This is a genomic window from Streptomyces sp. NPDC001222, assembly GCF_042896945.1.
GTDB lineage: Bacteria > Actinomycetota > Actinomycetes > Streptomycetales > Streptomycetaceae > Streptomyces > Streptomyces gibsoniae.
In genome coordinates, this window is record NZ_JBIAXT010000027.1 from 45,741 (window position 1) to 65,376 (window position 19,636).

The 19,636-nt window shown below is 69.2% G+C and carries 18 protein-coding genes; 7 read left to right on the plus strand and 11 right to left on the minus strand.

Translation table 11 applies throughout. From position 1 onward, the window contains the following. Positions 1-1,156 precede the first annotated feature (1,156 nt). The 5 genes from ACFY2Z_RS29765 (at position 1,157) to ACFY2Z_RS29785 (ending at position 5,262) form a co-directional block, all read left to right on the plus strand. On the plus strand, positions 1,157-1,420 hold the full coding sequence (locus ACFY2Z_RS29765) for a helix-turn-helix transcriptional regulator (protein ID WP_058846732.1): 264 nt from the start codon (positions 1,157-1,159) through the stop codon (positions 1,418-1,420). A 160-nt stretch (positions 1,421-1,580) separates the two neighbouring features. After that, the gene (locus ACFY2Z_RS29770) at positions 1,581-2,477 is read left to right on the plus strand and encodes a DUF6083 domain-containing protein (protein WP_390747174.1); all 897 of its coding nucleotides are present in this window, start codon (positions 1,581-1,583) and stop codon (positions 2,475-2,477) included. A 395-nt stretch (positions 2,478-2,872) separates the two neighbouring features. Beyond that, entirely contained in the window at positions 2,873-4,441 is a 1,569-nt protein-coding gene (locus ACFY2Z_RS29775) for a UvrD-helicase domain-containing protein (protein WP_390747175.1), read from the plus strand. Next, positions 4,438-4,647 (plus strand): hypothetical protein, encoded by a 210-nt coding sequence (locus ACFY2Z_RS29780; protein WP_390747176.1) that lies wholly within the window; start codon positions 4,438-4,440, stop codon positions 4,645-4,647. Before ACFY2Z_RS29775 ends, ACFY2Z_RS29780 begins: the two co-directional genes overlap by 4 nt. 435 nt (positions 4,648-5,082) lie before the next feature. Further along, on the plus strand, positions 5,083-5,262 hold the full coding sequence (locus tag ACFY2Z_RS29785) for a hypothetical protein (protein ID WP_390747177.1): 180 nt from the start codon (positions 5,083-5,085) through the stop codon (positions 5,260-5,262). Positions 5,263-5,386: 124 nt separating this feature from the next. On the opposite strand, the gene ACFY2Z_RS29790 is transcribed toward ACFY2Z_RS29785, so the two are convergent. The 4 genes from ACFY2Z_RS29790 to ACFY2Z_RS29805 all read right to left on the minus strand — a co-directional run bounded on the left by ACFY2Z_RS29790 (position 5,387) and on the right by ACFY2Z_RS29805 (position 9,863). Next, complete coding sequence (locus ACFY2Z_RS29790; protein ID WP_390747178.1) at positions 5,387-7,165, minus strand: SAVED domain-containing protein; 1,779 nt, start codon at positions 7,163-7,165, stop codon at positions 5,387-5,389. Then, positions 7,162-8,490: a HesA/MoeB/ThiF family protein gene (locus tag ACFY2Z_RS29795; protein WP_390747179.1), complete on the minus strand. Its 1,329-nt coding sequence runs from the start codon at positions 8,488-8,490 to the stop codon at positions 7,162-7,164. The genes ACFY2Z_RS29790 and ACFY2Z_RS29795 overlap by 4 nt, the downstream gene beginning before the upstream one ends. A 134-nt stretch (positions 8,491-8,624) precedes the next feature. Then, on the minus strand, positions 8,625-9,629 hold the full coding sequence (locus tag ACFY2Z_RS29800) for a nucleotidyltransferase (RefSeq protein WP_390747180.1): 1,005 nt from the start codon (positions 9,627-9,629) through the stop codon (positions 8,625-8,627). A 93-nt stretch (positions 9,630-9,722) separates the two neighbouring features. Then, on the minus strand, positions 9,723-9,863 hold the full coding sequence (locus ACFY2Z_RS29805) for a hypothetical protein (protein WP_165951458.1): 141 nt from the start codon (positions 9,861-9,863) through the stop codon (positions 9,723-9,725). A 117-nt stretch (positions 9,864-9,980) separates the two neighbouring features. On the opposite strand from ACFY2Z_RS29805, the gene ACFY2Z_RS29810 reads away from it, so the two are divergent. Together ACFY2Z_RS29810 and ACFY2Z_RS29815 are read left to right on the plus strand one after the other, a co-directional pair. After that, positions 9,981-10,355 carry a hypothetical protein gene (locus ACFY2Z_RS29810; protein ID WP_234386736.1) on the plus strand — a complete coding sequence of 125 codons (375 nt, stop codon included), beginning with the start codon at positions 9,981-9,983 and terminating at the stop codon, positions 10,353-10,355. Positions 10,356-10,404: 49 nt separating this feature from the next. Continuing rightward, entirely contained in the window at positions 10,405-11,541 is a 1,137-nt protein-coding gene (locus ACFY2Z_RS29815) for an ImmA/IrrE family metallo-endopeptidase (RefSeq protein ID WP_390747181.1), read from the plus strand. 26 nt (positions 11,542-11,567) lie between these two features. Here ACFY2Z_RS29815 and ACFY2Z_RS29820 read toward each other — a convergent pair whose 3' ends face one another. The 7 genes from ACFY2Z_RS29820 to casA all read right to left on the minus strand — a co-directional run bounded on the left by ACFY2Z_RS29820 (position 11,568) and on the right by casA (position 19,275). Continuing rightward, entirely contained in the window at positions 11,568-12,437 is an 870-nt protein-coding gene (locus tag ACFY2Z_RS29820; RefSeq protein WP_390747182.1) for an AAA family ATPase, read from the minus strand. Beyond that, a complete protein-coding gene (locus ACFY2Z_RS29825) occupies positions 12,434-14,020 on the minus strand; it encodes a Mu transposase C-terminal domain-containing protein (protein WP_390747183.1) in 1,587 nt (528 codons plus the stop codon). Before ACFY2Z_RS29825 ends, ACFY2Z_RS29820 begins: the two co-directional genes overlap by 4 nt. Before the next feature lie 45 nt (positions 14,021-14,065). After that, on the minus strand, positions 14,066-14,776 hold the full coding sequence (gene cas6e, locus ACFY2Z_RS29830; protein ID WP_390747184.1) for a type I-E CRISPR-associated protein Cas6/Cse3/CasE: 711 nt from the start codon (positions 14,774-14,776) through the stop codon (positions 14,066-14,068). Further along, positions 14,773-15,558 carry a type I-E CRISPR-associated protein Cas5/CasD gene (gene cas5e, locus ACFY2Z_RS29835; RefSeq protein ID WP_390747185.1) on the minus strand — a complete coding sequence of 262 codons (786 nt, stop codon included), beginning with the start codon at positions 15,556-15,558 and terminating at the stop codon, positions 14,773-14,775. Before cas5e ends, cas6e begins: the two co-directional genes overlap by 4 nt. Further along, positions 15,555-16,745: a type I-E CRISPR-associated protein Cas7/Cse4/CasC gene (gene cas7e / locus ACFY2Z_RS29840; protein ID WP_390747186.1), complete on the minus strand. Its 1,191-nt coding sequence runs from the start codon at positions 16,743-16,745 to the stop codon at positions 15,555-15,557. The genes cas5e and cas7e overlap by 4 nt, the downstream gene beginning before the upstream one ends. Position 16,746: 1 nt before the next feature. Further along, positions 16,747-17,412 carry a type I-E CRISPR-associated protein Cse2/CasB gene (locus tag ACFY2Z_RS29845; protein WP_390747187.1) on the minus strand — a complete coding sequence of 222 codons (666 nt, stop codon included), beginning with the start codon at positions 17,410-17,412 and terminating at the stop codon, positions 16,747-16,749. A gap of 63 nt (positions 17,413-17,475) precedes the next feature. Continuing rightward, complete coding sequence (gene casA, locus ACFY2Z_RS29850; protein ID WP_390747188.1) at positions 17,476-19,275, minus strand: type I-E CRISPR-associated protein Cse1/CasA; 1,800 nt, start codon at positions 19,273-19,275, stop codon at positions 17,476-17,478. Positions 19,276-19,636 lie beyond the last annotated feature (361 nt).

The following is a 19,636-nucleotide window of genomic DNA, read 5'->3' on the forward strand; positions in this document are numbered from 1 at the left end:
TCCACTGCAAGTCTCCAGAGTCCGGACAGAGCCGCCACGCCTCCAGCAGCCCTGTTGCCACCAGCTGATCAAGCGCGCTAGGCAGTTGCAGAGCCTGGAGGCCGCAGGTACGCCCCATCCGGTCGAACTCGCCCAAGCCAGTGCCGGAATCCGGATCCGTGTGCGCCGCGAGATACACGCTCGCCAGCCGAGGCAGCGGCCCACTAACCCATGCTGCAGGGGAGGAGCCGGCGCGCAGGGCCCAGTCCGCGGCCTGCCGTCGGTCGGGGCGGGCTGGAGCTTGGCCGAGCAGCGTGGCGTCAAGCAGTTCGGCAACAACCTCGTTGGCCGCGGTCGCGGGGATGATGCGTAGCCATCGCGCGTGCTCCAGCTCGCGCCACGGGTCCTGGACGGCGTTGAGGCGGAGGCTGCGCAGCACGCCGTTGGGAAGCCGGATGTGCATTTTGGTGTTCATGCGGAGCGCGCACTGCAGCGCGAGCAGGCGTGCGGCGGCCGAAGTGCCCGGCGGGAGGGCGGCGGCCAGGTAGCTGAGGATTTCGCGTACCCGGGTCTGTTCGCCGGGCCCTTGGGGGCGGCGTCTGTGCCGACGGGCGGTTGTGGGGTGCAGCGATGCGTGAGTGAGGACGGTGTCGGGCACTACGGCGGCCTGTGCTGTCGCTGCGGCACAGGCGCTGCAGGCATCGGTGAGCCGCCATAGTCGTCCGCCCCTTTCGCGTGCGAGGAGGAGGTGGATGGGGCCAGCGCAGCCACGGTGGCGGGGGTGCCAGGGGCAGCCGCGTTCATGACATTGGCAGATCCGTAGATGCGGAGGACGAAGATCGCCGCGTGCGTGCCGTGCGAGGTGGGCAAGGGCGGCCGCGCGGGCGGAGGCTGCGGTGATCTGCCCGCTGCCGTGCGGGCATTGCCGGCATACGAGAGCAAGCCCGCCGGCGTGCGGGCGCAGTTCCACGGTCCAGGCGCGTGGTGTCGTCGGACATGCTGGGCGCAGCCTCATGGGCGCGTGTTCCTCCTTGTCACGTCCGCGCCGGTCCCGTTCTTGGGTGGGCGGCCACTAACCGTAGTGCAGACCTCTGCCCTGCTGCGGGCGCCGTCACCTGGGAAAATAGGGCAGAGGTATGCACTGGCAGTGCAGGGGTCTGCACCGTCGGATGGACGGGTGACGATCTTGCCGCCCGATCCGGACCTCACGGCGCTGCGGTTCGAACTCGCGCGCCTGCGGGCCGCGCGCGGGTGGAGCTACGACGAGCTCGCCTCCCGCAGCGGCCTGGCCAGACGCACCGTCATCGAGATCGAGCAGGGCCGCACCATCGGCACGCTGAAGACCTGGCACGCCCTCGCCCACGCCCTTAACACCCCGCTCGACGAGCTCTTCAGCACCCTGTGCCGCGGGCACGACCTGCCTGGCCCGGCCCAGGACTGACTCCTCGCACGGGCGCCTGTCGCAGATCACCCGAACCGGCGAGACCCGCTCGAACGCGCAATCATGCATTCGCACTCCAGTCTCACGGTATGAGGCTGACCGGGCGATCCGGCAGAGCTGCTGCCGCGGATCCGGCGTGTTGGCTGACAGGTTCGCCCGCATGCGCTCCACACCTCCTCCCCCGGCGCGGCGCTGGGACGGCAGCCCCCTCGCCCACCGCGTGCGCCGTTCCCTGCACGTCTCCCCCGACGGCGTCAGCCGGCTGCTGCGCTGCGGTCAGGGCGACCGGTGCCGCGAGTGCGGCAACCGGATCGAGTGGTACCACCGCGGCGCTCAGCGGCCCGTCCGCCTTCATCCGCACGAACTTCCGGCTTCCCGGGTGCCCGCCGTGTGCCGCTGGCACGTCAGCTCCGGTGTCGCCTGCCCCGGTGGAGACGGCAGCAGCTGGTGCCGCCTGCCGCACGCCGTCATCTGTCCCGCCCGCACCGCTCCCCCGACCCCGCCCGAGCTGACCGGGCTGCGCCGGTCGCTCGCCGTGAACACCCGCCGTCTCATCGACGCCGGCGCCTTCACCCCTTGCCCGGCCTCCCCGGACAGCCCGGCACCCCAACGGAAGAACTCGGCAGCCTGCCGCCCGGCCCGCCCCGTCGTGCAGATGCTGTACGTGCGCTACCTCGCCGCCCGCCCGGTGGACGAGATCCAGTGCATCGCCCAGACCCGGCGCCGTCACCGCTGCACCAGCACCCTGCTCTCCCCCGATACCCCGGTCGGCGCCTGGACGCTGGTCCCGGCCACCGCAACGAGCGGCCAACTGGCCCTGCCCGCCGTGGTCATGGCCGTCTACGACCTCAGCGCCATCCCGTACGCCGAGCAACTACGCTGGCGCACCCAACGCTGCCCGCAGCACGCCGCCATCCCCACCGCCGCCGACTTGGCAGTGGCCGACTGGGAACCCTTCGACCCTCTGGCCCACCACGAGCACATCCACAACCGCCTGCCCACCCGCACCCGACGCCCAGGCCCCACCGGCAGGACACGCGAGGCAGCCCGCCCATGACGCCCTTCCACGCCCTCGAGCTCACCCCACCAAGGCCCGCCACCCGCACCGAGCTCGGCAAGCCCGGGCAAGCGTCCGGACGGCCGCGAACGCGGACCATACCCGACTGATGACAGTGCAGCCGGTGCGTGGCCGCGGACCGTGCCCAGCATGAGCAGGAACGCGCTCGGCGCCTGGCGAACCGGCTCGAGAGAGCCTGCCCGCCCACCCCACCGTCGAAGAAGTCCTGGGCTGCGCGACCCGAATCCTGCACAGCCGGCATCACCACTGCATCCCGGCAGCGCGGTGAGCCCATCCCGGGCGCTGCACCTTGCCGGTATGGCAGCTACCACCACAGCCCTTGCTTATCGCTCTTTCCCCCCTTCCAACGCTTTTTCTCTTTCGCGGAGTTCTTGTTGCACACGCCCACCGACGAACAGGCGCACGCCGTAGACGTTTTCCGGGCCGGTCACCATCTCGTCCTGCAGGCCGGCGCCGGGACGGGGAAGACCAGCACCCTCGGGCTCCTCGCGGCCGGAACCCACCGCCGCGGCCGCTACCTCGCCTTCAACAAGAGCATCGCCCAGGACGCCGTCGGTCGCTTCCCTCGCACGGTGCTGTGCAAGACCGCCCACGCCACAGCCTTCGCTGCCGTCGGTCACCGCTACAACCGCCGGCTCAACAGCCCCCGCCAGCCCGCGTGGAAGACCGGCCAGGCACTCGGCATCACGCGTCCGGTCCGCATCGGCGCTCACGAGATCGGCCCCCGCGCGCTCTCCCACACCGTGCTGCGCACGGTCACCCGCTACTGCCACTCCGCCGACCGCACCCTGACCCGCCACCACGTGCCACCACTGCGCGGCCTGGACACACCCGGCGACCATGCCCGACTCGCCGACGTGGTACTGCCGTTCGCAACCAATGCCTGGGCCGACCTGCACAATCCCGACCAGGGGGTGGTCCGTTTCGAACACGACCACTACCTCAAGATGTGGGCCCTCACCGCACCCACCATCGAAGCGGACTTCCTCTTCCTCGACGAGGCCCAGGACACCAACCCGGTCCTCGAGGAGGTCTTCGCCGCCCAGCGCGACCACGCACAGCTCGTCATGGTCGGCGACTCCGCCCAGGCCATCTACGGCTGGCGCGGCGCCCGGGACGTGATGACCGGCTTCGAGGCCACCCCTCTGACCCTGACCCGCTCCTTCCGCTTCGGCCCCCTGATCGCCGAAGAGGCCAACCGGTGGCTTACCCTCGCCGACGCCCCCATCCGCCTGACCGGCAGCGACACCATCCCCACCGAGGTCGGCAGCCTCGACCGGCCGGACGCAGTGCTGTGCCGCACCAACATCGGCGCCATGGCCGAAGTCATGCGCCTGCTCTCCGCCGGCCACCGCGTCGCGCTCACCCGCGGAGGACAGCAGCTGGCCGCGCTCGCTCTCGCGGCCCGCGACCTCAAAGACGGCCGCCGCACCTCCCACCCCGAGCTCGTGCTCTTCGCCTCCTGGGGCGAACTGCAGGACTACGCCGCCCACGACCCCGCAGGACGCGACCTTCAGCCCTTCGTCGACCTCGTCGACACCCACGGACCCGACGCCATCCTCACCGCCGTCGACCAGCTCACCGACGAACAGCACGCCGACGTCACCGTCTCCACCGCCCACACCGCCAAGGGCCGCGAATGGCCCACCGTCAAAATCGCCGACGACTTCCCCCCGCCCAAGGACACCGACCAGCACGACGCCCAAGGACGCCCCATCCCGGAACCCGTCAGCGACACCGACGCCCGCCTCGCCTACGTCGCCGTCACCCGCGCCCGCCACCACCTCGACCTCGGCGGCCTCTCATGGATCAACACCCACCCCGCCCCGCACCGAGCGCGGGCTGAAGCCCGCACAACGGGTAGCGTCATGACCTGCGCGGGGCTAACGCCCGGCTCCCCGCCGAGCAGCAGGCCCACCGGGCCAAAGGAGGCCACACAATGACATTCACGTCTGCGGAGCGAGAAGCGATCGCCGCCCACTCTGCTGCTCTGGGCCTGTCCGCTGATGAGTACATTCGTCAGACGGCAGCCGACCGGGCCCTGTCCTGGCAACGCGAGCGGGAAACCTTCCACGCGATGGCACAGCGACGCGGCTGCACCGCCGACGAGCTCGTGCATCGCGGAACCCTCACCGACAACAGCCACTAACCAGTCCGCGTCCATAGCCGCCGGGGCAAGCTGCCACCCGAGAGGTGCGGCTCGTCCAACAACGCCACTGCCGGTGGCCGACCCGCCTGTTCAGCCCTATTCGCGTGCTCCGCCTTGCCCTCCGGCAGAAGGCACTGCTGACGGCCGCCCGGACCACACGAGTAAAACTCTCTATCGATAAAGTCGGCCTCGCAGGTCAGCAAGGGGCCATCCCCACGTAAGGGGTCTATCCACGGCCGCACCACCGGCGGCGTCACCACCTGGTTCTTCCCCACGTGGGTGGGGGTCCTCCCTCAACGAACGCGGCCAACCGGCTGCTGAGCAGTCCCCACGGCTTCCCCTGCTGTCACGGCTCCACGCTACGAGGGGAGGCTCAGGGTGGCCCAGGCGGCGCACTGCAGTCGTCTGTCGGGGCGTCACGGCGGTCAGGACGGGTTGGTCAACCTTCTCGACGACACTCTGCTCTCCCATCGCCTGGGCCAGGAGCACATCGTCGGCCCGCGCGAGGCGTTCCGTGCCACCGGCGGCACCCCGCCGCTGCCGCCCGTCGCGGCCTGGGCACCGGACCGGTTCAGACCGGCCGGCCCCGGCCTCTCCCCCGTCGACCTGGTGTAAGGACTTCTGCTGGCCCTGTTGTTATGGAGACATCCGAGGTTGGCGGGCTCTCGCGCTCGGTCGCTGGTTCTTTTGTGCGCGCCGGAGCGAGACCGGTCGGCACGCTGCGCGTGTATCGCCGCGCCTATTGGCCGAGCAGGACCTGGGTGATCGGTCCGCCGGTCACACCTGGCTCAAGCACGAGAGCTGGGGTGTAGCGGGGCCTCCCAGGGGTCGCGCCGTCCCACTCGTAGACGACGGTACGCAGCGTGTTGAGGTATCGCCCTACGAGTAAGGCCATCGTGTACGGGCCGTGGAAAGCGAGATGCACCTCCGCACGGCCGCTGCGTGCGGCCAGCGCTTTGATCTGTTGCGCGGCAGCCGCGCTGAGGCGTGCGGCCTCGCGCGGGTCGAGTCGGTCTTCGCCGACGACGGAGACTACGGCGGCCGCCGCGAAGCGGTCGCTGGACTCGTGCAGGAGCTGCTCGAAGGCGGTCCGATCTGGAGCGGCAGTCAGGCTGATGAAGATCGCGATGCGGTCGTGGCTGTCGCACGTATCCGCTTGTTCGAGGTCAACTGGTTGCGTATGAAGTTCGCTGGTCAGCGGGTCGTCACCAGCTTCTGTGGACGTCCACAGAGCGCCATGGGCATCGACCACCTCGACATTGCCGATCTTGGTCTCGGGCAGGGCGGCTCCCAAGGCCAGAGCTACCGACAGGTGAGCTCCGCCGGAGACGCGTACCGCTTTCGCATCGGCTGCGTACACGGCGTCGCTGATCAGGGGCAGCGTGGTCTGCAGGAGTGTGAGTCCCTCGCGCGAGGGCAGACGTCCGTCGCCGGCGGATCTGATGCGGATGTGCAGGTCGTCCTCGCCCGCGTCCATGGCGAAGGGTGCGGGGCGGGTCTGTACTCGGATCGTGAAGGCGCGGTTCTCGCTGCGGATGGCGGACTTACGTTGTTCGACTCGGTGCATCAGCAGGTCCCGCACGATCTCGCTCTCGCCGGACGGCTGCAGCATGTTGCTTTGCTTCTTGTCGGCGAGGGTCCGAGAGGGAGCGAGTCTCAGGAGTCGGTCCGGTGCCTCGTAGTCGCACTGTGTATTGCTTCCCGCTCTGGCGATCTTATTCGCGATGCACAGACTGAAGGCGGGGTCCTCGTCCAGTTGAAGCAGCCGAGGCAGCTCACGTTCTCGGACGATGTCGCTGTGGACGATCTCCGGTGTCACGACGAGCACGGCTGCTGAAAGCCCTGTGGTCAGGGCTTGTTCGAGACGATCGGTCGTCGTGCCTGGGCGCAGGTCGGTACGGTCTCTCCACACGACGAGACCGGCGGCCCTGAGCAAGCTCTCGATCGAATCGGCCTGCGGGGAGCCATCCGACTGCCGGTAGGAGATGAACACCGCGCCGTCACGCCGAACCGCATCCTCGGGCAGTGGCCCCAGCGCCTCGAATCTCTGTGGTGGCGGAAGGACCGTTGCTGCCTTGCTGGTGACACGTCCCCATCGTTGGCGCCGCACGATCAGTCCGGAGAAGGGATCCGCCCCGCCGGGAGCGTAAACGAGGAGTGCGATCGGGCCGTCGTGCTCCCGGGCTGTTGCCCGCATCGCAGCAACATCTATCGAGCTCGGTCCGGACGGTGCCGGATGGCTGTGCCACTCGCCGACGTAGCCGGTTGGATCGTCATCCGCTCGCTCTGCAAGGAACTCTGCGAGGAGCGCGTTCGCCCTGACGTCATCGCGCACGTACCTGTGGGTGGACGCTCCTTGTCCGTCGACCACGAGGGCATGAGTGACAGCGAGGTTGGCGTCTTCCCGGTAGCCGAGGAGGATGCCACCCGTTTCCCGCGGCAGCTGCCGGGCGGTCGCGGACGCGATGGCCTCGTATGCCTCCTGGCGCAGCTCGATCCGTGGTGCCGGCCGGGTCACTGGTGGCTCCCTTGTGATGCGGAGTGGAGGTGGCGCGTCTCCCCAGCAGGATGGAGAGGACGCTCCACGAGGAGGCCGATGGCGTGGCGGACGGTTGCCGCTGCTGCCTCGATCACCGCGTGGGGCGGCGTTGGGGAGATAGGGCTTCCGCAGCCTGTTTCGAACAGTAGCGGTGCCTCGGTGTCGGCTCTGGTCGTCGAAGGCGGTAGCGGTGCGGCATCGCCGAGCGGTGGCAGTACGTCGATGCGATAGGTCCTGCCGTCGTTTTGAAGCGCCGCGGACAGGACCCGTGTGCCTACTGTCCGGGCGCTTACGTGCAGGAGCGCCGTGGTGGCGAAGTCGGCGGTGGCGTTCACGACGAGGTCGTGGTTCCGCAGATGGTCAACCGCGTCGGCGCCCGAGGTAAGCGCGCCATTGATGATGCCGATGCCGCTGGCCAGCACCTCGTCCTGCCTGACGAGGTGTCGCTTGACCGCTTCGACTTTCGGCAGCCCGACCGTGTCGGGGCCCACGAGGTGGCGGACGAGGTTTCCCGGCATGACGACATCGTCGTCGATGAGAGTGAGGTAACGGACACCGGAGCGCACCAGCATGTCGGCGATGAACGATCCCAAAGCGCCGACGCCGACGACCGCGACCCTGGATTCACGCAGTGCGGGGGCGAAGACGCCTGCACGAGCGGACCGGGCTGCCTCGGTGTCTGCGCCCGAGCGCAGACGTGTGACGGCCGTGCCGCCCTCCTTCGTGGACGCTACGTCCAGCACGATCGCGCCCTCGTGGGTGCCGCGTCGGTAGATCAGCACGACAACTGCGAACGACTGCTGACGAATTCCGCGGTCTAGCTCCGTGTTCGAGCCGAGCCGGGCGGAGATGTCTGCCCAGGTTCGCGGCGGCACGTCCACCTCGCCGAGGTCGGCTACATACCCGAAGCGGTCCTTGCTGTACTCAAGGGCCTTCCTGGGGCGGCTGCCGTGCCTGATCCGCATCGTGTTGTTGCTGGACGGGCTGAAGCGGACGGAGCGGTTGAGGTACTGGCCGAGGTCGTCGTAGAGATAAAGGCGCCGGTCCGCGGACGGCTGGAAGTACCGGTCGAGGTCGAGGTCGGGCCGATCGCCCGTCCAGCCGATGTCCGCGCGCTCGAACCATGCTGTGACGTGTTCCAGGAACGCCGGTGCCTCCGTCCACCACAACCCTTCATGATCATCTTCAGCGACCAAGCACAGACCGCCGTCCGGGTCGCGGTGCCAGGACCAGGGCACCGCGTCGTGCTCGACCGGCGCCACTCTCGGCGGCAGAAACGGGAAACGGGGCGGCAGGTCGATCACGACGCGGGTCGTGACCGCCGAGTGCGGGACCGGCCCTTCCCATCTTGCTTCAACCTCGCTGAACCCGGCGCGGATCAGGCCTTCCTCGAAGTGCTGCCGCGCGTAGGCGACATACTCGTCGAAGCTGACAGGGGTCACCCGAAGGTCCTCTTGCCGGCAGGAACGACGCGGGCGCCGGGCGAGATCGCGGATGCCTTCTTGCTGCCGTCCTCGTTGAAGCCGGGGGGCATCGGGAAGACCGTGTCTCCATCGCCGTTCGTTCCCAACAGTTTCTGGAACGCCAGCGCGGCCTCGCCCGCGTCCTCCTCGTCGAGCGCAGCTTCTGCCGACGCTGCGGCGTCGGTGAACCGCGTACGCGCGGTGTCCAGTTCGTCGTCGGTCGCGCGGATGCGGATGGTGTGCCCGGGCAGTGTCGGGTCGGTCACTGCGATGCCGTAGGTCACGAAGTTATCTATGATCTTGCTGACCTCCCGGAGTGCGCTGACGTAGTACTCCGCCTGGTCGTTGCCCGAGACTGCGCCTGAGGCGAACGCCTGGTAGGCGGCCATCTCGATGAAGAATCCGCCGGGCTTCTTCGTGCCGAGCAGGGCGCGACGCGTCTGACGAAGCAGTTTGACGGTCGGTACGTAGTACTCGTCGTGGTCCGCGTTCATCGTGCTCGACAGGTCCGTCAGCCCGTCGGGGTTGGTGCGCACCCACTCGTTCTTGTCGCCCTTTTGCGGGATCTCCCACGTTCCGTCGCCGTAGGGGCGGGCGGGCACCGCGTCGACGTAGAGGTCGTACTCCGGGAAGGAGACCTGCAGGCTACGGTCCTGCCGCTTGGTGCGCCGGTGCCCGTCGGCGTTGGTGCCGAACTCCGCATGCAGGACCTTGAAAAACCTGTCGAGGATGTCCGTCGACGTGACGTCGCTCGGAACATCGGGCAGGCGCACGAACACGTCGACGTCCTTGATCCTCCGGATCGACACGTTGCGCTTGTAGGAGCCGATCAGGATCGGGCTGACGCCGTACTCGGCGAGCTTGGAGTCAGCCTTGAGGGCGTCACGGACGAGGCGATGCGCCTCTGGCGCGTTGGTCTTGTCGTCGCCGGGCTCGATGGAGCTCAGCGCATCCTTGAACTGCTGCTTGAGGTGAGCCATCGGGCCCTCCGATCCTGGTTGTGACTGCATCGGCCTGCCGAGCTTGCCTCACACCACTGACAATGCGAGGTCGGCCGCGAGGGGCATGGCCGCCTACTTCTTCCTGCCGCCCTTGCCGGCGCTCTCATTGGTCGTCGTCTTCGGGTGCCGCTTCACGGTGGCCTGCTTCACGAACCGGCCCGTGATGGCGCTGCGGCCCCGCTTGCCGTTGGATGCGCTGCTCTTGCCTGCCATGGGCTGTCCTCCAGATCTCCAGCGGTGGCCGGCGGTAACACAGGCCACACCCTACTCCACAGTTTCATTTACCCAGCAGGTGCATGAAATCTTGTGAACCTTGATCGGGAGGATAGCATGGAAGCAGTAGGTACACGGAAAAGGATTCTGAGGTCGCTGGTGGAGATCGTCTTCGAGGACGCCGAGCTCGCCCGTGTCTGCAACAGCGGCCCTGCCCGCAGGGACCGTTTAGGCCCCGACGGAGCGACCACCCTGCTCCGGCGTCTTGGCCAGATGTCGGCCGCCCACCACCTGGCTGACCTGCGGCACATTGCGGCCGCGCGGCTGCGGCCCGCAGCCAACGGGGACTGCTTCACTCTGCTGGTGTCGCTTGGTGATCACGGCGATCTCGTGGTCCGCCCGCGCGACGACCCGCCCGACACCCTCGACGACGGCACCCTGAACGAGCACGCCGTACGCGCTGTGATCGTCGCAGCGATCCACCGCCCCTGACCCCGCCACCAGGCCCGCCCCGCAGCCTCGCCGACCGAGAGGCACTCACGTGACTCCGCCCTCCGCCCCGCACCCGTTCGCACCGGATGAAGTCCTGCCTCCGGGCGACACGCTGAAAGAACAGCTCGACGCCCTCGGCATCCCCCAGGCGGACCTCGCCCGCCGCACCGGACTGTCGACCAAGCACATCAACCAGATCGTCCAGGGCAGCGCCGTCCTCACCCCCGAGACTGCCCTTCTGCTGGAGCGGGCCGTTGGAATCCCGGCTTCGCTGTGGAACCAGATGGAGGCCGCCTGGCGCACCCACGTCAGCCGCACCCAGAGCCGTGAAGCTCTCAGCCACCGCCTCGACTGGCTCGACCGCTTCTCCCTGCAGGAGCTGGTCAAGCGGGGCATCCTGCCGACCAAAGAACGGACGGTGGACAATCTCGAGCGTCTGCTGGCGTTCTTCGGTGTCGCCGACCCCGAGGTCGCGGAGAACGTGTGGGGCAGCTACCGGACCGCCTTCCGGCGCTCCACCGTCCTCACGCCCGACGACTACGCCACCGCCGTCTGGCTGCGCCAGGCCGAACTCAGAGCACGCAAAATCCCCTGCGCACCCTACGACCGTGCGGCCCTGCTTGAGCTACTTCCCCAGCTACGCGCCCTGACCGTCGAGGAACCCGCCGTCTGGCGCACCGAAATCCCGCGCCTGTGCGCCCAGGCCGGCGTCGCGGTGGTGTTCGTTGCCGCACCCCCCAACAGCCGCGTCTCCGGCGTCACCCGATGGCTCACCCCGGAAAAGGTCGGAGTCGCCCTCAGCGGCCGGTTCAAGAAGGACGACCACTTCTGGTTCACCGTCTTCCACGAGCTCGGCCATGTCCTACTGCACGGCAAACGCCTCACCTTCATCGACAACACAAACCGCGACGACGACACGACCCCCGAAGGAGACCGCAGCGAGGAGGAAGCCGACGCATTTGCCAGGGAAACCCTCATCCCCCCCGAGCATGCGGCCGCCTACAAGCAACTCGCCCAGCGCCCCATGCCCTTCACCAACATCACAGCCTTCGCCCGCCGGGCCGGCATCGCCCCGGGCATCGTCGTCGGACGCCTCCAGCACGACGGCGTCCTGGACTGGAAATACGGCAGCAAACTCAAACGCCCCATCGAGATCAGCCTCTCCGGCGATCTCACCGCGGGCTAGATGCGCCCAGACGCCGGGGCAGCGCTTCAGTCGGTGTGACGTTGGGTGGGGTCGAGGCGGCTGAGGACGGCGCGCATGAGGTCCCGGCTGTAGGGAGGGAGCGGTGCGGCCGCGCCGTGTGGAGTGGGCGGGTTCGTCGGCCCCGTGCTTCCGGCCCCCATCGAGCCGGGGCCGCCGTGCTGTTCCCGGAGCAGGTAGGTGATTTTGGCCCACTGGCGGAAGTTGCCGTGGCAGGCGACGTCGTCGATCCACAGCAGTTCGTCGGTGGGTACGTCCGCCCACAGCGGGTGGTATTCGGGGATGACGGTGAGGACTTCGGCCGGGGTGAGGGGCTTGTAGCGCTGCCAGACGAGGATGCGGGAGTCCAGCGCCGGACGGTTTTTGATCTTCTGGTAGCAGGTTTCGGCGCCGACCAGGACGACGGCGAGGCGGGTGTCTTCGTCGTCCCAGAGCTCGCGGATGAATTCGAAGGCCCGGGTGTCGAGCCACTGGGCTTCGTCGACGACCAGGACGCGCGGGGTTTCCGACAGGGCTTCCTTGAGGATGGTTTCGCAGCGGGTGCTGTTAAGGGGGGTCTCGCCGGGCAGGTCGAGCTTTTTGTACAGGGCGGCGCGCAGGGCCTGGATTTTGGCGGAGCCGACTTTGATGCGCAGGGTGGTGTGGGGGGCGAGGTCGTCGAGGTGGCTGTTGACGGCGAAGGTCTTGCCCAGGCCGACGCCGCCGTGGACGCACATGATGGCGCCCTTGCCGGCGTCGGCGTTGAGGGTGGTGACAAGGTTGGCGTAGGTCTCTGCGCTGGCCTGGGTCAGCATGGCGCGGGCGCCGGGTAGACCCATGTAGTGGTAGTTGGGGCCGGCGGTCGGCTGGTTCTCGGGTGTGGTCGTCGGGTGGGTCACTCGGTGTCCTGGGGTTTGGGGCCGGGCCGGGGCTTGGTCCAGCGGGCGGAGTCGGGCTGGGGCCGGTTGAGGAGGTCGGGCCGGGCCTCGGCGTGCAGGTGACCTTCCGGTGTCTGCAACTGGCGTAGCTGGGCGGCTGCCTGGCTGGCGGTGAGCCGGTTGAGGGGTTCGGGCGCGGCGGCGACGCTGGTGGCGGCGTAGCGGGGTGTGGCGTTTTTGCGTGCTCGGCGGGCTTTGGCGGCGTAGCGGTCGGCTTCACGTCGGCGGGCGTTGTGCAGTGCACGGGCTTGGCGGGGGCTCATTTCGTCGCTGCGGAAGGCGGGGCCGCGGTAGGTGAGGGTGTCGGCGTCGTAGAGCTCGACGCGGTGGTAGTGGTGGGGTTCGTGGCGCAGGCGGACCATCTCGCCGGCGCTTGAGTGGCCGTGCATCCAGTCGCCGACGTAGTAGGCGCTTTTCCAGCGGACGCCCTTGCTGGTGATCTTCCGGGGTGGGCCGGCGTCGGTGACGGTGTAGGTGTGCAGGTCTGCGGGGTCGAGGGTGTCGATGGGGGTGAGGTCGGCGTGCCAGGCCTGGGCGGGGGTGCGCCGGTGGAGGCGGGCGATGGTGTGGTCGTTGTTCCACCAGTCCACCCAGTCGAGGACGATGGTGATGAAGGTTTCGTAGTCGAGGAGTTCGTGAAGGGCCCACAGGGGCTGGCCGCGGCGGTCGCGGCGGCTTCGGGGGGTGTGGGCGTAGCCGGGCAGTCCTTTGAACAGCATGTGCTTGGCGGCGCCGTTGATGGCTTCGACTGTGCCTTTGAGGTGGGGGCTGTAGGGCGGCAGGACGATCAGTTCGGTGCCGAACTTTTTGAACGCCTCGTCCACGCACTTGCCCAGGAAGTCGCGGCCGCGGTCGGTGCGGATCTTGCGGGGGATGCCGCCGAAGGGCCGGTGATGATCCGTGCAGAGGATGGCGTCGCGGGCGGCGGCCAGGATGGCGTCCTGGCTGGGCTGGTGGGGGGTGATGGCCAGCCCGCAGATGACGGCGGTGGTGTGGTCGATGAACCAGGTGATCCAGGGTTTGCGGCGGCGGCCGTCGACGTTGACGAAGACGCTGGCTTCGACGTGGTCCGTCTCCCAGACGTCGTTGCGGTTGCCGTGCGGGCGCAAGGCGTGCACGTCGTGTCGGCGGCGGGCGGCTTCGCCCCCTCTGAGGGCGGCGCGCTGGCCAGGCGTGAGTTCCCGGTCTACAGCGCGGTAGAAGGTTGCCTGGGATACGCGGGGTGGGCTTCCGAAAATGCCGTCGTCGACGAGTTCGCGGTAGGTGGCTGCCGCGTTGCCGTTCCATCGGGCCAGGGCTTCGTGCATGGCCGGGGTGAGGGTGAAGTGGCGGCGGCCTTGGGGGGTGTAGGTGCCGTTGTGGGTGGTGGCGTTGTCCATCCAGCGGCGCACGGTGCGCCAGTGGACGGTGAAGGCGGCGGCGACGGTACGCACGTCGTAGTGGGTCAGGCGTTCGGCATTACGCAGGCGCAGTAGGCGGCGTACGGCGGCGGCGCGCAGGGAGGTGGTGTCGTAGGGGCCGTCGGGTGGTGGTGTGGCGGGCACGCGTCGGGGTCTTTCTGGGGTGGTGGACGTCGGGGCGCGGGTGGGTCAGGCGGGGGCGAGGGTGAGCAAGCCGGCGCCGTAGGGCTTGCCGCGGCCGATGCCGGTGAGCAGGGCGTGGCTGAGTTGGTCGGGGTCGGTGATGGTGGCCAGGCCGTCGAAGCGGGTCAGTGCGTGCATGGGGCCGGGAGAGTGGGCTTGTTCGCCGGGCTTGTCGGCGCGGCGGCGTGCGCGGGGGAAGCGGGCAGGGGTGATGTCGGTGCTGGCCAGGGTGAGGCCGGCTTGGTGGGCGCGGCGCTGCCACCAGGCGAGGGCGTCGTCGCCGTAGAGCGCGACGATTTTCCGGCCGTGCTTGTTGTCGACGGGGTGGTGGTCGTCCAGGACGCGGCGGGCGGCGCTGGCGTTGGCGGTGATGCGGTAGCGCACCGCTCGGCCGGGGGTCAGGGCCTGGAACATGGGGTGCAGGGGTCGGGTTTCGGCCGTGCCGTAGTGGTGGGGCAGGCGGGTGAGGTCGGGCGGCTGGTGGGACTGGACGAGCAGGGTGGGTGGGGTGTCGTCGGTGGCGTCTTCCAGGCGGAAGAGCAGGCCGGCCTGCTGCCGGGGGTTTTCGCCGAGGTCGTCGGGGGCCAGGAGCATCACGCTCTTGTGCAGGCTGACGGCGTCGGCCAGGTCACGGCGGGCGGCCGGGCTACGGCGGTTGAGGCGGATGCGGGTCAGTGTCGCTGTGGTGGCGAGGGCGTCGGTTGGGGTGCTGGTCACGGGGTGGCGTCCTGGTGGATGTAGGCGGTCAGTTCGGTGAGTACGGGGGGTGGGGCGTACAGGGCGGCGGGCAGTTCTTCGGTGGTGTGCCAGGTACGGCGGGTCTTGTGGAAGCGTCGTGTGGGAGTGAAGTCGTGGGGGACGTCGGCGACTTCGCGTTCGCTGTGCGCGGCGGGTACGTGGGAGGGCGGGTGTTCCCAGACGAAGGCGACAGGCACGGTGGCGGTGCTCGGTGGTGTGGTGAGGCTGAGCGGGACGTGGTGAAGGAGTTCGCCGATGGGATCGGGGTGCGGGCCGCCGAGGACGAGGGGTTCATTGGGGAGGCAGGCGCGCCGGCCGAGGTAGGGGCCGAAGGCGGGTTGTTCGAGCCGCTTCAGGAGGTGTTCCAGGAGCGGGTCGGGTCCTTGGACGGCGAGGGTGAAGACGGCGTCGGCGAGGTAGACCCGTTCGGTGATGAGGGTGGACTTCTCGCGGGGGCGGTAGGCGCCGCTGCTGGTGCGCAGGCCCTGGCGGTGCGGGCGGCCGCCGCCGACGGTGTGGTAGTCGGTGTGCCGGGTGCCGGGGCGGTCGATGCGGACGGTGAACGTCAGGTCGGTGTAGGGGGTTTGGCCGGCGTCCGGGTCGGGGGCGAGGGCTTCGTTGCGGGGGCGTGCGTCGGCGGCGGCGAACAGGCCGATGAGGGCTGAGCGGGAGGGGAAGGGGAGGGTGTCGCGGTAGTGGAAGGCGGCGTGTTCTCCGAACGACATCAGCGGTGCGGCCAGGCGCAGCAGGATGCCGTTCATACGAGGGTCCCGGTGGGCAGGGCCGCGTTTTTGGTGAGGGCGTCGATGAAGTCGTCGAGGCCGGCGTGCGCGATGCCGAGGTGGTCGACGGGGCCGGGGTGCAGGGTGGCGTAGCCGCAGCCGACAAGGCGGCGGGTGCCCAGCAGCCGGTTCAGGGCGCCAGCATGCTCGGACAGGGCTGTGATGGCGGGAGCGGTGTAGCCGCCGCCGGGCGCGTGCTTGACGGGCTGTTCGAAAGCGCCGGCGTAGGAGACGGGGCGGCGGTCACGGATCGTGTAGTGGACCAGGTGGGGGTAGGTGTGCGGGGCGGTGGAGGTCTTCTTCGCGCCGGGCATGACGTCGATGAAGGCGTCGGCGAACAGGCCCAGCAGGTGCAGGGCCTGTTCGTGGTCGCCGTTTAGGTTGCGGGTCAGTTCGGTGAGGTTGACCGTGGCGTAGCGGTAGAGCAGGCCGGTGGTGAAGAACGCGGTCTGCAGGTGGGCGCTGCCGGCCTCGTTCGGGGCTGCCCAGTCCTCGACGGCGGTGAAGTAGTCGGGCTGGGGTGAGCTGGGATGGACGGTGAAGGCGGGCGCCATCTGTACGGCGCCGTCGACGTGGGCGTCGGGCACCTCGGCGAGCATGCGGCCGAAGAGGTTAATGGTCGCGGTGCGCCGGCGGATCACGGAAGCAACCCTGGGCGTGGGCAGGACGGCCTCCGCCTTGGGCTTCTTGCGGGTGCCCTTGGCCGGGGCGGTCTGTGCGGCGGTTTCCTTAACGAGGGCTTCTTCGAGGTGCGGGCGGTGTTCGGTGCACAGGTCGGTGAGGTCGTTGAGGACGTCGCGCGGCAGGTAGAGGGTGGCCGAGGTGATGCCGCGCTGGTTTTCCTCGGTCTTGAGGCCTTCCGTGGTGGCCGAGCGCACGATCTGGGTTCCGGCGAAGGCGGCCAGGTCGGTGGGCCAGCCGGCAGCGCGCAGGGCGTCGGCCACCCGCAGGGGCAGCATGCGGGTGCGGGCGGCGTGCTCGTCCAGGACGTCCTCCAGACGCAGGCGCACGGCCCGCTTCCAGGACTGCGAGGACACCAGGGCGCGGACCACGCCGCCCAGGTTCAGGGTCTTGGGCAGGTCGTCCTCTCCTCGGTTGAGGAGGGAGGCGGGCAACGGGTGCAGGATGTGGAAGTCGGCGTAGCGGGCGGGGGCGTAGGCGGTCATGTCACTGCTCCTTGGACGTCAGGGTGTGCAGGGTGAGGAAGTAGTTCTCGCGCCAGCGGGCCGCTATCTCGAGCTGGTCGTCGTCCCACCAGGCCAGGTCCTCCAGCAGGACGGCGAAGTCGAGGCGGGCGGCGCCGCGGCTGTTCAGGTGGCTGGTCAGCGTCCACAGCCGCGGGTGCAGCAGCGATGTGTCGAGCCGGGTGAGGGCTTTGACGCGGTTGGTCATGGTGGCCTCTTTGAAGCCGTAGCGGGCCACGGCGATGGCGAGGTGGGTGCCGAGATCGGGACGGCGGCGCCAGGGCCGCTCAGCCGTGCTCGCCGCCGGTGCCGAACTCGACGGGTCGGATGCTGGAGCCGTGTTCGCGGCCGGTGTGGTGGCGGCGTCCTGTTCCTTGCCGGGGGCGGGCTGCTCCGGCTGGTAGGGGCCTTCTTCGTGGGGCAGGTCGCGGTGCAGGGCGATGAGTGAAGCCACGGTGTAGTGGGCGCGGCGTGCTCCGAAGCCGGCGATGTGCCGGGTGAGGTGCTCTGGCATCCGGGAGCACTCTGCGACGGGCCGTCCGAAGCCCGAGTTGAGGTCGGCGCGGATGCCGTTGACCGCGCAGAGGGTGATGACCTGGCGGACGAAGTCGTCGTAGTGGGCGCGGCGTTGCGCGGTGGTGACGGGCATAGGGGCGGCAGCCTCCGATAAGGCGGCAAGAAAGAGTGGGCAGAGGGATGTGGTGAGGGAGGATCAGCGGCTGCGCAGGCACAGCTGGGCCAGGGCCGTGGCGACGGCTTCGGCGGCGCGGAAGTGCTGGGCTATCGCCGGGCGGGTGGCGGTGCGCAGGGCGTCGATGGCGTCCGCGGCGAACGCCGCGCGGGCGCTGCGGGCGGGTTCGTTCAGCAAATTCCAGAAGGTGGCCTCGGCGCGGGGCCAGTACAGGGTGCGGGCGCTGCGGGTCCAGGGCGGCAGGTGCCGGGGGCTGCCGGAGTTGGTGGTCTGCTTCCAGGCGTCCTGGGAGAGTCGGTCGAGGTGGGCGCCGATCTCTTCGGCGGCCTTGCGGCATGCGGCGATCCGCTCGGCCGCGGCCGGGTCGCATTCCTGCATCCAGGGCCAGATCGGCGGGGTCAGGGCCGTGTACCAGGTGCGGTTGGTGGTCTTGCCGTCCTGGTCGAATCCGTAGACCCGCACCCGCAGGGCGGCGCGCAGGTCGGGGGGCAGGTCGTTGAGGGTCGTGAAGGCGTCGGGTCGCTGGACGGTGTAGCGGCCTTTTCCGCTCTTTGCCTGGGTGCCCTTGCGGTCGTCCTCATCGCCCGCCAGCAGCAGCGCGTCCAGGTCGCGCCACAGGGCCCGGTCGGCGTCCGCGCGGCGTGGTCGGTGGCGTCGGGTGACCGGTTCGTCCGCATGGACGTGATGGATGAGGTACGGGTCGAGGGCCGGGAGTTTTTTCTGGGTGGCCCAGGTCAGGTAGGCGTCAGTCACGTGGCGTCCGTCCGGTGCCGGGATGAGAAGGACGGCATGTCGTGAGCGGCCGGTCAGCAGACGGCCCGGTGAGGACACCGGCGGCGGCGCGGTATCGGGGTCCGGGCCCTCGACGGGGTCACCGTCGTCGGGGTCGGGGTGGGGCAGCGGTTCCTCCCACGGGCAGTGGTCCACTGCGTCCGGCCAGGACGGGTCGGGCTTGGGGATGCCGGCCAGGAGGGTCTCGTACAGGGTCCGGCCCAGGGGGTGGAAGGACAGACTCGAGCGCAGTGGGCCGGCTTTGGCCCGGTTGAGGGAGCGGCCGCCTACGGTGCGCACGGACCATTGTCCGGCCGCGCCGTAGTAGTGGTGGATGAGCATGTGCCATAGCGCCTGGGCGCTGGGCACGGGCTGTGGGTCGCTGTCGGAGTGCGGGCTGAGCCAGGAAAGGTTGTTGCCCTCGGGGCGGCCGAAGACCAGCTTGTTGACGCCGGCGCGTTGCGGGCACTGGCTGGCCAGTCTCGGGTCTTGCAGGAACGGCCGCTCCGGGTGGAACAGGTCCCAGATGTAGTTGTCGAAGTAGGCGTGGACGGCGTCGGGGTCGAACCCGGCGGGATGCGTTAGTAACTCGCGGCGGCGGGCCGCCCACTGACGTGCCGTCACGCGTCGCTCTCTCCGTGCGTCCAGGCCGCTGATCCGTGCGGCCATCACAACGAGCAGGCGCAGGACGGCGGATGCCGCCGGCGGCACCGGCAGTGCCAGGTCCTTGATGAGGTGGGCGCGCAGCAGCACGTCCCGCCACCCCAACTCCTCCTGGCGCCCGTCCGGGAAGAGGACGGGAATACACGGTTCTTTGTCGGTCTCAAAATGCGGGGAAGACACACAGGATCCATTGCCGGGTGCGAACAAGAGAGGGATTTCGGGAAGGCTCGCGCGCCGGAGCGGGATTCTGCACAGGCCAAGACACCAGGGGCGCACCAGGGCGGCAGGAAAGGAAAGGAAGGGGCAGACGGTGCGGGCGCGGGCCGGGTCAGGCCACGCCGACGTGCCGCCCCTGCACCACGGGGGCACCAAGGGTGCGGTGCACACAGCGCAGCAGGCAGGGCGCGCGAGACCGGACTCGAACCTCAGTCCGGCTCCGCGTTTCCATATTAGCTATAGACGAGCAGCTTCCGAACCACATAGTCCAGCCGACAATTACCGGTCGGTGCCCCTTTTTTGAACGTAAGTCATTTCCGGACCGCACTCCTCAATCCGTGCCGACGGTGCGACAGCTGTCACTTCTCATTTCGATGTCACTGCCGGTTCTCGCTCAGATGTCAGGCATTCCTGTCTGATCCCAGCCGCGGCAGGGGGCATCGGATGAGAAGCCCTGGCGGCCTGGGATGAGAATTCGCGGGCCTTCTGTCTTCTGGCACCGCGCAGCTGCGTGCCCCGGGCAGGAAGGTCC